Origin of the sequence: Streptomyces rimosus (genome assembly GCF_008704655.1) — a bacterium.
Taxonomy (GTDB): domain Bacteria; phylum Actinomycetota; class Actinomycetes; order Streptomycetales; family Streptomycetaceae; genus Streptomyces; species Streptomyces rimosus.
Window position 1 is genome coordinate 5963779 of record NZ_CP023688.1, and the last position, 12464, is coordinate 5976242.

The 12464-nt window shown below is 70.9% G+C and carries 13 protein-coding genes and 1 tRNA gene; 6 read left to right on the top strand and 8 right to left on the bottom strand.

Features of this window, described 5'->3' with window-relative positions:
• The first annotated feature begins 28 nt into the window (after positions 1-28).
• The 3 genes from CP984_RS25870 to CP984_RS25880 all read left to right on the top strand — a co-directional run bounded on the left by CP984_RS25870 (position 29) and on the right by CP984_RS25880 (position 2746).
• Positions 29-1147: a hypothetical protein gene (locus CP984_RS25870; protein ID WP_003986798.1), complete on the top strand. Its 1119-nt coding sequence runs from the start codon at positions 29-31 to the stop codon at positions 1145-1147.
• A 247-nt stretch (positions 1148-1394) separates the two neighbouring features.
• Positions 1395-1988, top strand: a complete 594-nt coding sequence (locus tag CP984_RS25875; RefSeq protein ID WP_003986797.1) for a lytic polysaccharide monooxygenase auxiliary activity family 9 protein — start codon at positions 1395-1397, stop codon at positions 1986-1988.
• 170 nt (positions 1989-2158) lie between these two features.
• Positions 2159-2746 carry a lytic polysaccharide monooxygenase auxiliary activity family 9 protein gene (locus CP984_RS25880; protein WP_003986796.1) on the top strand — a complete coding sequence of 196 codons (588 nt, stop codon included), beginning with the start codon at positions 2159-2161 and terminating at the stop codon, positions 2744-2746.
• 81 nt (positions 2747-2827) lie between these two features.
• Here CP984_RS25880 and CP984_RS25885 read toward each other — a convergent pair.
• The 6 genes from CP984_RS25885 to ehuB form a co-directional block, all read right to left on the bottom strand.
• Positions 2828-2901 (bottom strand) — tRNA-Lys (locus CP984_RS25885).
• Between the two features lie 99 nt (positions 2902-3000).
• A complete protein-coding gene (locus tag CP984_RS25890; protein WP_030190529.1) occupies positions 3001-3759 on the bottom strand; it encodes an IclR family transcriptional regulator in 759 nt (252 codons plus the stop codon).
• A gap of 302 nt (positions 3760-4061) precedes the next feature.
• Positions 4062-4877, bottom strand: coding sequence for an ectoine/hydroxyectoine ABC transporter ATP-binding protein EhuA (gene ehuA / locus CP984_RS25895; RefSeq protein ID WP_003986794.1), 816 nt, complete (start codon positions 4875-4877; stop codon positions 4062-4064).
• A complete protein-coding gene (ehuD, locus tag CP984_RS25900; RefSeq protein ID WP_003986792.1) occupies positions 4867-5520 on the bottom strand; it encodes an ectoine/hydroxyectoine ABC transporter permease subunit EhuD in 654 nt (217 codons plus the stop codon). The genes ehuA and ehuD overlap by 11 nt, the downstream gene beginning before the upstream one ends.
• Positions 5517-6248 (bottom strand): ectoine/hydroxyectoine ABC transporter permease subunit EhuC, encoded by a 732-nt coding sequence (ehuC, locus tag CP984_RS25905; RefSeq protein ID WP_003986791.1) that lies wholly within the window; start codon positions 6246-6248, stop codon positions 5517-5519. The genes ehuD and ehuC overlap by 4 nt, the downstream gene beginning before the upstream one ends.
• The gene (gene ehuB / locus CP984_RS25910; RefSeq protein WP_030182894.1) at positions 6245-7177 is read right to left on the bottom strand and encodes an ectoine/hydroxyectoine ABC transporter substrate-binding protein EhuB; all 933 of its coding nucleotides are present in this window, start codon (positions 7175-7177) and stop codon (positions 6245-6247) included. Before ehuB ends, ehuC begins: the two co-directional genes overlap by 4 nt.
• A 257-nt stretch (positions 7178-7434) precedes the next feature.
• On the opposite strand from ehuB, the gene CP984_RS25915 reads away from it, so the two are divergent.
• The gene (locus CP984_RS25915) at positions 7435-7935 is read left to right on the top strand and encodes a DUF3830 family protein (protein ID WP_003986789.1); all 501 of its coding nucleotides are present in this window, start codon (positions 7435-7437) and stop codon (positions 7933-7935) included.
• Here the strand turns inward: CP984_RS25915 and CP984_RS25920 are convergent.
• Positions 7916-9340, bottom strand: a complete 1425-nt coding sequence (locus CP984_RS25920) for an amidase (protein WP_030182892.1) — start codon at positions 9338-9340, stop codon at positions 7916-7918. The genes CP984_RS25915 and CP984_RS25920 overlap by 20 nt on opposite strands.
• 45 nt (positions 9341-9385) lie before the next feature.
• Positions 9386-10351 (bottom strand): D-2-hydroxyacid dehydrogenase, encoded by a 966-nt coding sequence (locus tag CP984_RS25925; RefSeq protein WP_003986903.1) that lies wholly within the window; start codon positions 10349-10351, stop codon positions 9386-9388.
• Between the two features lie 207 nt (positions 10352-10558).
• On the opposite strand from CP984_RS25925, the gene CP984_RS25930 reads away from it, so the two are divergent.
• Together CP984_RS25930 and CP984_RS25935 are read left to right on the top strand one after the other, a co-directional pair.
• Positions 10559-11488: a maleate cis-trans isomerase family protein gene (locus tag CP984_RS25930; protein WP_030182890.1), complete on the top strand. Its 930-nt coding sequence runs from the start codon at positions 10559-10561 to the stop codon at positions 11486-11488.
• Between the two features lie 139 nt (positions 11489-11627).
• A complete protein-coding gene (locus CP984_RS25935) occupies positions 11628-12368 on the top strand; it encodes a maleate cis-trans isomerase family protein (protein ID WP_003986905.1) in 741 nt (246 codons plus the stop codon).
• Positions 12369-12464: the final 96 nt, after the last annotated feature.

Here is a 12464-nt window from a genome sequence, read left to right on the forward strand (position 1 = left end):
AGCCCCGCCCCTGAAGAAAGGCCACGTCATGGCGCCGACCGCCCTCACCACCTTTCCGGCCCCGTCCGCCGAACCGCCCGCGGACCCCGCCGCGGACATACCCGAGCCGATATCCGACCCGCAGGCCCATGGCTTCCTGCCCGCCCGGCCACCCGTACGGACCATGGCCGGGACCTGGGGGTGGCTGAGCGAGCTGGCCGGGGCGGTCGCCACCGCCCCGGACCGGGACACCGCCCGCGCCCTGGTGGCCCATGGGGCGCGGCAGGGCGACCTGACGGCGCTGCGGCAGCGCGTCTCCCGCCTGTCGCCGCGCAACGCCGACGCCGCCTCCCTGAGGGTGGCGGTGATCGCGGCGGCCTGCGGCTGGAGCGCCCTGGATCCGCTCGCGCCCGTGTCCCGGCGCGCCGCCGACCCCGCGTTCCTCGACCTGTGGTCGGCCGTCGCGCACCGCGTCGGCCACCAGCAGTTCGTGGCGCTGCCCACGCTCGCGCTGCTGAACTGGTCGCCCGAGCGCAAGCCGCGCCGTGCCCTGCCCATCGACCAGCTCGCCCGTACGGAACCCCTCGTCCCCGTCGTGCGCTGGTCGCCGGAAGGGCAGCCGCTCGGCCCGCTGGACCGGCTGATGCTGGCCACCACCCGGCTGGAGGCGCACGGCATCTGGCTGTTGCGACTGGCCGGGACACTCGCCGGGCGGGACCCGGCGGACGCTTCCACCGCGACGGCGCTGCGCCGGCTGATCCGGGTGCAGCACGCGTTGCGCGCCCAGCTCCAGTCGGAGGCGGCTGAGCTGCGGGCGGCTCCTGAACCGGCGTGGCAGGGCGCGGTGCTCATCGAACTCGCCGGGCTGGGGGCGCTGGAACCGCCGGTCTTCCAGGCGGCGGACGCGGTGCTCGGCACGGGCGGACGCCGGGCGGGCGACACCGGCCGCCACCAGCTGCGCCGCCATCTGCCGCCCCGGCACCGCGCCTGGCTCAGCGCGCTGGACCGGCACTGCGCGCCCGTACGCACCCTCGCCCACCAGGGCGGCCCGGATGCCGCCGTCTTCCGGGAGGCACGGGAATCGCTGATCGCGCTGCGGCGTACGTACGCGGGCCTGGTGCGGTGCGCCGCCCGTCCGGCCGGGGGAGGGCTGACGGCCGTGGCCTGATCAGAGGAACCGAGAGGGGTGTTCCGGCCACGGGCGACCGGCCGGGCCGTGGCGCGATCAGGCTCCTGCGGCGGGCCCGTACGCGGGTGACCGTTGGGGTGGCCGTCCGCAACCGTAAACCGACCGTCCGCTTGTTATTGGTCTGGACATGTCCATGCGGCGTCACTACTCTTCCCGTTGGTCTAGACCGCACAGCACGCAAGTCAGCAGCTCATGGAACACCCCCCTCGTTCTTCAGGAGCCAAGCATGCGCAAAAAGCTCAGCGCTGCCGTGGTCGGTCTCGGCGTCGTCGGAGTCTCCCTGTTCGCCACCAGCAGTGCGTCCAGCCACGGCTACAGCGACCAGCCCCCCAGCCGGCAGGCCCTCTGCGCCAAGGGCACGGTCAAGAACTGCGGCGCGATCCAGTACGAACCGCAGAGCGTCGAGGGCCCCAAGGGCTTCCCGGCCGCCGGCCCCGCCGACGGCAAGATATGTTCCGGCGGCAACAGCGGGTTCAAGGAGCTGGACGACCCGCGCGGCGGCCAGTGGCCCGCCACCAACCTCAAGGGCGGCCAGGGCTACACCTTCCAGTGGCGGCTGACCGCGCGGCACGCCACCACGGACTTCCGCTACTACATCACCAAGGACGGCTACGACCCGAGCAAGCCCCTCACCCGGGCCGACCTCGAACCCGAGCCGTTCGTGACGGTGCCGATGGGCGGGCGGCAGCCGGCCGCGACCGTGCAGCACCAGGGCACGGTGCCCACCCAGAAGCACGGCCACCACATCATCCTGGGTGTCTGGAACATCGCCGACACCGGTAACGCGTTCTACGCCTGCTCCGACGTCAACCTCTCGTAACCGGCGCCGGAGCCCCCGACGGGCCTCCCTGTCCTTCCCCCGGGGAGGCCCCGTCCATCCGCCCGCTCCGCTCCCCTAGGCAGCACCCGTGGGCGGGAATATTCTGCTGGTTGGTCTGGACCGCAGTGCACTCGGCTCGCAGGAAACCCCCCTCATTCCGGGAGCGAAGCATGCGCAAAAGGATCAGCGCGGCCGTCGTCGGACTGGGCATCATCGGCGCGACGGTCCTGTCGACCGGTGGCGCCGGCAGCCACGGCTACACCGACGCCCCCATCAGCAGACAGAAACTGTGCGCCAACGGCACGGTGAAGAACTGCGGCGCCATCCAGTGGGAGCCGCAGAGCGTCGAAGGCCCCAAGGGCTTCCCGAACGGCGGACCCGCCGACGGCCGGATCTGCGCCGGCGGCAACGCCCGGTTCGCGGAACTGGACGACCCGCGCGGCGGCCAGTGGCCCGCCACCAAGGTGAGCGCGGGCTCGTACACCTTCCGCTGGCGCTTCACCGCCCCGCACCGCACGACGGACTTCCGCTACTACATCACCAAGAACGGCTGGAACCCCAGCCGCCCCGTGACCAGGGCGGACCTGGAGCCCACCCCGTTCCTGACCGTCCCCTACAACGGTCAGCAGCCGCCGACCACCTACACCCACCAGGGCACGCTGCCCGGCGGGAAGAGCGGCAGGCACCTGATCGTCGGCGTCTGGACGATCGCCGACACCGCCAACGCGTTCTACGCCTGCTCGGACGTGGAGTACTGAACGGGACGGCAGGCAGGTGACCGGCCCGGGAAAGCATGAAGGGGCCTCTCGAAGCTGTGCTCCGAGAGGCCCCTTCTCAGGTGCGCCGCCAGGGACTCGAACCCCGGACCCGCTGATTAAGAGTCAGCTGCTCTAACCAACTGAGCTAGCGGCGCTCGCTGACGAAGTAAATACTACCTGGTCCCGAGGGGTGCTGGTGACCACCTCCGGTCCGGGTGCCCCGAAGGCCCGCTCCCGGGCCCCGCCGCCCGGGATCAGAGGGACAGTGACAGCAGGACCGGAGCCGCCCGCCGGTTCAGCGCGTCGGCGGCCTGTCGCAGCCGGTGGGCGTGCTCCAGCGGCATGGACAGGGCCAGACAGCCGACCGTGGCGCCCGCCGTGATCGGTACGGCCGCGCAGACCGTGCCGACGGCGTACTCCTGGAGGTCCAGCATCGGGACCGTGGGCGGCTGGCTGTCCAGCTTGTGGAAGAGCACCTTCTCGTTGGTGATCGTCCGGGAGGTGAGCCGGGCGGTCTTGTGGCGGGAGAGGTGGTCCATCCGGCCGTCGTGGTCCAGCTGCGCCAGCAGGCACTTCCCGACCGCGCTGGCATGTGCCGTACGGCGGAATTCGGCCCACTCGTTGACCTTGGGGGCGCGGGGGCCGTCGGCGTAGTGGAGGATCTTGACCTCGCCGTCGATGTAGCGGCTGATGTAGACGGCGGCGCCGACGGAGTCGCGCAGCTCGACGAGCGTGCGCTGGAGCTTGTCCCGCAGCGCCGCCTCGCGGTCGCCGCCCGAACCGAGCAGTATGAGGGACTCGCCGACGACGTACGTACCGTCGGCGACTTGCGCGACATAGCCCTCGCGGCGCAGCATCGCCAGCATGTGGGCGAGGTGTCCGGTCGGCAGGCCGGTCTCGCGGGCGATCTGCACGTCCGTCACGCCGTCGGCGTGCCGGGCGATGGTTTCGAGCACGCGGAGGGCGTACTGCACCGAGTGGAACGGCGCGGTCGGCTCGGGCTTCAGCGCCACGGTGTCCCCCTAGCAGGTTGTGACCGTTTGCGTCGCTGCCGTCGCTGGCGGTCACGGTCGGCGAGCATTACCGGCCGATCGCGGGCAGCGGGGCACGTACCACGATAGCGGCCAAAGCCATCCGCAGGAGGGGGTCTTGACCGAAAAGGGGGCCCTGCCGTTCGTCTGTACAGGAGCGCGTCCCGCTGGCATATGCCCTGGTCATTCCGGACGGGTCGGATGCCCGGAAACGCGCCGCCCGGCGGGTGCCCGGAGGACGGCCGCGGCCGTGACCGGGCACCGCACCGCGGCGCATTCGCTCCTCAGAGGACCGCGCTCAGGAACTCGCGCGTGCGGTCGTTCTCCGGCTCACTGAAGATCTTCTCCGGCGTCCCGAATTCGATCACCCGTCCCTGGTCGAACATCATCACGCAGTCGGAGATGTCCCGCGCGAAGTTCATCTCGTGGGTGACGATGAGCATCGTGATGTCGGTGGTGTGCGCGATGTCGCGCAGGACGTCCAGGACACCGGCCACCAGCTCCGGGTCGAGCGCGCTGGTCACCTCGTCCAGCAGCAGCACCTGCGGCCGCATCGCCAGGGCGCGCGCGATGGCCACCCGCTGCTGCTGGCCGCCGGAGAGCTGGGACGGGTACTTGTCGATGTGCTGCGTCAGCCCCACCAGGTCCAGCAGCCCGCGGGCCCGCTCCTCGGCGGCCGCCTTGTCCAGGCCCAGGACGTGCACCGGCGCCTCGGTGATGTTGCGCAGCACCTTCATGTTGGGGAACAGGTTGAACTGCTGGAAGACCATGCCGATGTTCTTGCGGACCTCCCGGCAGTGCTTCTCGCCCGCCGGCACCAGCTCGCCGTTCTTCTCCTCGTGGGTCAGATAGGCGTCCCCGACCTTGATCGTGCCCTCGTCCGGCTTCAGCAGCGTCATCAGCAGACGCAGGATCGTCGTCTTGCCGGACCCGGAGGGGCCGATCAGCGTGACGTGCTTGCCGGAGTAGACCGTCATGTCCAGCGAGTCCAGGACGGTGTGCGCGCCGAAGCGCTTGCTGACCCGGTCGAAACGGACCAGCTCGGGTCCGTCCTCCGCGGTGCCGACGGTGGCCTTCTTGGGAGTGCTGTCATCGGACAAGGCGACGCTCCAAGGCTCGCAGGAGAAGGGAGGTGGGGTAGGAGATCACGACGAACAGGACGCCGACGACCGTGATCGGCTCCATGTAGTCGAAGGTGGTCGCGCCGATGCTGTTCGCCCGGAAGAGCATTTCCGCGACGGTGATCGCGGCCAGCATCGGGGTGTCCTTGAACATCGCGATGACGTAGTTGCCGAGCGCCGGGACCACCCGGCGGAACGCCTGCGGCAGGATCACCGAGGTCCAGGTGCGCCGCCGCGACAGACTGAGCGCGGTCGCCGCCTCCCACTGGCCCTCCGGTACGCCGTCGATGCCCGCGCGGTAGACCTCGGCGGTGTACGTCGAGTAGTGCAGCCCGAGCCCGATGACGCCGGTGGCCAGCGCCGGGAACGTCAGCCCCCAGCCCGGCAGCACGAAGAAGAGGAAGAACAGCTGCACCAGCAGCGGCGTGTTGCGGATGAACTCCACGACGATGCTGACCGGCCAGGTCACCCAGCGGCTGGGCGAGCGCAGCAGCAGCGCCCACACCAGGCCGAGCGCGAACGCCACCAGCGAGCCGTACAGCGTCGCCTGCACGGTGATCCACAGCCCCTGGAGCAGGTCGGGCAGGATGTCGCCGACGTACTCCCACGACCAGTTGTTCACGGCTTACCTCCGGGGGCGGTGATCACCTGGGGGCCCTGCCTGTCGATCGGCAGCCGGCGCGAGAACCAGCCGGACTTCTCCGGCGCGCGGCCGATCGACGCCTTGGCCCGGCGCTCCAGGAGGCGCATGATCCGGGTCACCACGAACGCGATCACGAAGTAGAGGACCAGGATGATCCCGTAGACCTGGGCGCTCTGGCCCGTGGAGAGCCGGGCCAGCTTGGCCTGGAAGGTCAGCTCGCCGATCGACAGCAGCGAGGCCAGGGCCGTGCCCTTGAGCAGCTCGATCAGCAGGTTGTTGAACGGCGGCAGCATCTCCGGCACGGCCTGCGGCAGTATCACCTTGCGCATCCGCTGCCAGGGCGTGAAGCTCAGCGCGATGGCCGCCTCACGCTGGGCGGGCGCCACCGCCTGGATGGAGCCGCGCACGACCTCGGAGCCGTACGCCCCGTACGACAGGCCGAGGGCCAGGGTGCCCGCCCACATGCCGGCGAGCTGCCAGCCCAGCAGCGGCAGCGCGAAGAACAGCCAGAACATCAGGACCAGCGCCGAGGTGCCGCGGAAGAACTCCACGTAGACGCCGGACAGGAAGCGCACGATCCACAGCCGGGACGTGCGGGCCATGCCGATGCCGAAGGCGACGACGGCGGCCAGCGCTGCGCTGTAGACCATCAGCTGGACGGTGATCCACACGCCTTTGAAGAACAGTTCCCACAACGCTCCGGTCACCGGGCACAGAGCTCCTTCGCCGTGAGGTCGGTCATGAACTCCTCGGTGAACCCGAAGGGCCGGGCAATGCGCAGGAGTTCGCCGCTCTTCTTCATCTGATGCAGCTCACGGTTGAAGGCGTCGCGCAGCTTGGTCTCGCCGATCCGGAAGCCGTAACCGCCGCCGTCCCGCTGGGGTTTGCCGTCCACCTCCGGGGTGAAGGGGTGGGTCATCTCCACCTTGGGGTGCTTGCCGGTCTTCAGCGCCTCCATCATCGTCAGCGCGGTGCCGGCGAAGCAGTCGATGCGGTCCGCCTCCAGCGCCTCCATGCCGGCGATCTGGTCGCCGTACGTCTGGATCTTCCCCTTGGCGACGCCGTTGCCGACCGCGTAGTCGATCTCCGCGTACCCGATGCCGGTGCCCATCCGCAGGCCGCCCCTGGCCACGTCCCGGTAGGAGGCGATCTTCTTCGGGTTGCCCTTCGGCACGAGGAAGCCGTCCTTCGACTCGTAGTCCGGGTCGGAGAACAGTACGGCCTGGCAGCGCGCCTTGTTGATGAACATGCCGGCCACGATCACGTCGTACTGGAAGGAGTGGAGGCCGGGCACCAGCGCGCCGAACTCGACGGGTACCGGCTCGAAGCGCTCCACCCCCAGCCGCTGGAAGATCGTCTTGGCGACGGCGGGCGCCTCGCCGGTCAGCTCGCCCTGGCTGTTGATCGACGCGTACGGCGGCTCGCTGGCGATACCCATCCGTACGACTTTCCTGCTACGAAGATCATCGAGTAGGTGCCCCCCGTCCGTAGCCCCGGTGATGTCCACACGCGAGCAACCGGTGGCGGCCGCTCCGAATGCCCCTGTCAAACCCAGCGCCGCCGCTCCTGCAAGCAGTGAGCGGCGGCGGAACCCTGATGCGTTTCTTCCTGAGCTGTTCCCCTGTGGTGGAGCCATGGGCGCGCGATTACCCGAACTCGTTGAAGATATGCCTATCGTTTCCGGCCCTTGACGGAAGCGGTGCGGGACCGTGCCACATGTCGGTCATGCGTGCATACGACACCCGTTCGGAAGCGGTAACTCCCGTATATCAGTGGCTCGTTCGCGACGGGCGGCATGTCCCGTACATGCGCGTCCGGCGCGCCGCCGCCCTGGTGTGCATCGCGCCGTCCCCTGGTCCACCATGGGTCCGCAAAGCACCGTTAGGAGGCAAAATGGTCGACCGTTTCATCGAAGTCTCCCTCGACAAGCGGGGCGTGAGCTGCACGGCCAAGCTGCTCGACGACCGCGCGCCGGTCACCTGCAAAGCCGTCTGGGACGCGCTGCCGCTCGGCGGCGACGTCTACCACGCCAAGTACGCCCGCAACGAGATCTACGCCCTCGTCCCGCCGTTCGCCCCGGAGGAACCCCCTCTGGAGAACCCGACCATCACCCCCATCCCCGGCGACCTCTGCTACTTCACCTTCAGCGACACGCAGTTGGGCACCGCCTCGTACGGATACGAGCGGCAGGCCAAGCACCAGGGCCGCGCCACCGTCGTCGACCTCGCGCTCTTCTACGAACGCAACAACCTGCTGATCAACGGTGACGCGGGCTGGGTGCCGGGCATCGTGTGGGGCTCGGTGGTGGACGGCCTGGACCGGATGGCCGACGCCTGCCAGGACCTGTGGCGCGCAGGAGCGCTGGGGGAAACCCTCAACTTCCGCCGGGCATAGGAAGAGCCGGCAGCTCCGCGGCCCCCGAGGAATAGAGGGCGTGCGCGGCGCGCAGGACCAGCGCGTCGGCGTGCCGTGCGCCCACCAGCTGCACCCCGATCGGCAGCCCGTCCCCGTCCACGCCGCACGGCACGGTCGCGGCGGGCTGCTGCGTCATGTTGAACGGGTACGTGAACGGCGTCCAGCCCGTCCAGCGCGTGTGCCCCGACCCGGCCGGCACCTCGGCCCCCGCCTCGAAGGCGGTGATCGGCTCGGTCGGCGTGACCAGCAGGTCGTACGTGCTGTGGAAGCGGCCCATCGCCAGGCCCAGCGCCATCCGCACGTCCACCGCCGCCAGATAGTCCAGCGCGCTGCGCCGCGCGCCCTCCGCGCAGATCTCCTTCAGGCCCGGGTCGAGCAGCTCGCGCTGCGCGTGGCTCAGGTGCTGGACCACCCGGGCCGCGCCACTGAACCACAGCGTGTGGAACTCCTCTACCGGGTCCGCGATGCCCGGGTCGGCCTCCTCGACCTCGGCGCCCAGCTCGGCGAGCCGGTCCACGGCGCGCCGTACCGCCGCGGTGATCTCCGGCCGTACGGGAACGTCCCAGCCCAGCGAGGGGCTGTAGGCCACCCGCAGCCCGGCCACCGGCCGCGTCAGCTCCTCCCGGAAGGAGCCGGCGGGCGGCGCGAGCTGCGACCAGTCCCGCCAGTCCGAGCCGGTGATCACATCCATCAGCAGGGCGGCGTCCGCCGCGTCCCGGGTCATCGGCCCGACGTGCGCCAGCGTCCCGAACGGGCTCGCCGGGAACAGCGGCACCCGCCCGTACGTCGGCTTCAGCGCGAAGATCCCGCAGAAGGAGCCGGGGATACGGACCGAGCCGCCGCCGTCCGTGCCCAGGCTCAGCGGCCCGGCGCCGAGCGCCACGGCCGCCGCGCTGCCGCCGCTGGACCCGCCCGCGGTCCGGGACGGATCGTACGGATTGCCCGTCACCCCGTGCCGCGGACTGTCCGTGACGCCCTTCCACCCGAACTCGGGCGTGGTCGTCTTGCCCACGAAGACCGCGCCGTGCTCCCGCAGCCGCGCCACCGACGGCGCGTCCGCGTCCCAGACCATCCCCTGCTCGCGCACCGTGCGCGACCCGCGCAGCGTCGGCGTGCCGCGGGTCAGGATCAGGTCCTTGACCGTGACCGGCACGCCGTCCACCAGCCCGGCGGGCCGCCCCGACCGCCAGCGCTCCGCGGACTCCTTCGCCGCGGTCAGCGCCTCGTCCGCGTCGATCCGGGTGAAGGCGTTCACCCGCTCCTGGGCCCACCGGGCCCGCTCGATCACCGCCTGTACCGCCTCGACCGGCGAGAACTCGCCCGCCGCGTACCCCGCGACCAGCCGCTCCGCCGAGCAGTCGGCCAGATCCGTCGCTTCAGCCATCCCGACCTCCCTTCACGAACGCTCCGCCTCCACGGTCCCGGAAGATCAGGAGCCCGGTACGTAGCCCAGCCGCTTGTCCACCACATTGGCGAGCGGCTCGCCCGCCGCCCACCGGTCGAAGTTGTCCGCGAACTGCTCGGCCAGCGCGTCCCGCCAGCCCAGCGTGTCGCCGCTCATGTGCGGCGAGACGATCAGGTGCGGCACGTCCCACAGGGGGCTGTCCGCGGTCAGCGGCTCGTGCTCGAAGACGTCCAGCGCCGCCGCCGCGATCCGCCACTCGCGCAGCGCGGCCACCAGGTCGTCCTCGACGACGAGCGGGCCTCGGCCCACGTTGATGAACCGGGCCCGCTGCCGCATCCGGCCGAACGCGGCCCGGTCGAACATGCCGCGCGTCTCCTCCGTCAGCGGCGCCGCGCACACCACCCAGTCGGCCGTGCCCAGCAGCCCGTTCAGGGCAGCGCTCGGGTGCACCCGGCCGAAGTCCGGATCGTCCGTACGCTCCCGCCGCCCGACCAGCTCCACCCTGACACCCAGTGCCAGCAGCGTCCGGCCGATGGCCCGGCCGATCGGCCCGGCGCCCACCACGACGGCGCGGCTGCCCGCCACCCGCAATGTCTCCCGGTGCCGCCAGCGCCGCTGCCGCTGGAGCTCCCAACTTCCGTAGAAGTCCTTGGCCATGGCGATCACCAGCCCGGCGACGTACTCGGCGATCGGCTGCTCGAAGACGCCGCGCGCGTTGGTCACCAGGGTCGTATCGGCGATCAGCTCCGGGCACATCAGCCGGTCCACGCCCGCGCTCGCGGTGTGCACCCAAACGGGTCGCGGGCCGCTCCCCGGCCAGGCGTCCCGGATCGCGTCGGAGGTGAAATCCCAGGCCAACACCACGTCGGCGGCCGGAAGTTGTGCGGCGAGGGTCTCGTCGTCGGCGTACACCAGCCGGGCGCGGCCGGTGAGCCGGTCGAGCTTCGGAGGCGGGTCGGAGCCAAGGACAAGGACGGTGCTTTCGGACATAGGCCAGAAACCGTTCTGAAACGTAAGCCCCTTTAACTGACAAGAGGCGCCGACAGATGCCTGAGATGCGAGGATTGACCACGCTAAGAAGTCGTAACTACCGTGTCAACAACGGCTCTGTCCCGACGTCCCCGGCTTGTGCCGGTCGCACCAAACCCCTGGCCAATGGCCTTGCCCTTGCCCGCCCTTCGCTCTTCTGGGGGCATCATGGACGTCTCATTTCTGGGGGGACCGAAGCCTCAGCTCGGTGTGGGTGTCGTCGCTCCGTTCGACTTCGCCCTGGACCGCGAGCTGTGGCGCTGGGTCCCCGACGATGTGTCCCTCCACCTCACCCGAACCCCTTTCGTACCGGTCGAGGTGAGCCTCGACCTGGCCCGCCTCGTCAGTGAACACGAAACCCTGCACGCCGCCGTCCAGGCGCTGTGCGCCGTATCTCCGCAGGTCGTCTCGTACGCCTGTACCTCCGGCAGCTTCGTCGGCGGCATGGCGGGCGAGCGCGCCATGTGTGCCGCCATGACCCAGGCGGGGGAGCGACTCCCCGCGCTCACCACCTCCGGCGCGCTCCTCCAGGCGCTCTGCGAGATCGGCGCGCGGCGGATCGCCGTCGTCACCCCCTACACCAAATCGGTGACCGACTCCCTGGAGGAGTATCTGCGCGAGGCCGGCGTCACCGTCACCGGCCGCGCCTACCTGGGTCTGACCCGGCACATCTGGAAGGTGCCGTACCGGGACGTCGTCGACATGGCCCGCCAGGCCGTCGTCGGCGCCGCCGACGCCCTGTTCATCAGCTGTACGAACCTGCCGACGTACGACGTCATCCCGCAGTTGGAGGCCGAGCTGCGGATGCCGGTCCTGTCGGCCAACCAGGTCACGATGTGGGCCTCGCTGCGGGCCATCGGGGCCGACGCGATCGGCCCGTACCAGGCGCTGGTGGACCCGGTCGCCAGACGCGGACCGGCCGCCATGACCGCCTCCTGGGCCCCCGAGGACGGGGCCGGTATACCGAGGCGCGGTGCCCCTCCCGAGGCGGCGTTCGCCGGGTCGGCGATCCCCTCGCCGGAGGACGGGCCGGCCGACGTACGGGACGCGGCGCCCTTTCACCCTCCGGAGGAACCCGGCCCGGCGGCGCCGGTCTGAGGCGTACGGACGGCGCCCCGCCGGGCGCCGCGCCCCTCATGCGCCCCTGGCGCCCCGGCGCGCGTGAGCCCGTAACGGCGCGCGCACCGCAGCACCCACCCTCACCCGCACCCGCGGACCCCTCAGTCAGGAGATCTGCATGGCATCCACGGTCGGCTTCCTCTACCCCGGCCACTCCGCCGAGGACGACTACCCCCGGCTCGAAACCCTCCTCGGCAACGGCCTGAGCCTGCCGCTCGTCCACACCGACATCGGCGAGGACGCCCACCGTGTCGACGCCCTGCTGGAGATGGGCTCCGCCGCCCGCCTCGCCGCCGGCGTCGCCGAACTGAAGGCGCGCGGCGCCGAGGCCGTCGTCTGGGCCTGCACCAGCGCCAGCTTCGTCTTCGGCTGGGAGGGCGCCCACGAGCAGGTACGCGAATTGTCGGCCACCGCCGGGCTGCCGGCGTCCAGTACGTCCTTCGCCTTCGCGCACGCCGTCCGGGCCCTGGGCGCCGAACGGGTGGCCATCGCCGCCACCTACCCCGACGACGTGGCTGAGTGCTTCCGCGCCTTCCTGAAATCCGCGGGTACGGAAGTCGTCTCGACGCGCGGCAGCGGGGTCATCACCGCCGCCGAGGTCGGCACCTGGGGCCTCGAAGAGGTCCTGCTGCTCGCCCGTACGGGGGATCACCCCGACGCCGAGGCGGTGCTGCTCCCCGACACCGCCCTGCACACCGCCGCCTATCTCCCCGACGTCGAGGCGGCGCTGGGCAAGCCGGTGCTCACAGCCAACCAGGTCACCGCCTGGGAGGGCTTGCGGCTGCTGGACCGTACGGTCGCGTGTCCGGCGCTGGGCACGCTGTTCGCCGGGGCATCGGCGCCGTCCGCCGTGGGGTGACGGCGGCCGGTCCAGGGCCCTCTTCGCGTACCCGGGAATAACCGGAGAAGTGCTCCGGTTGTTCTCGCGGCAGACCAGCGACGCGAGGAGGGCCCG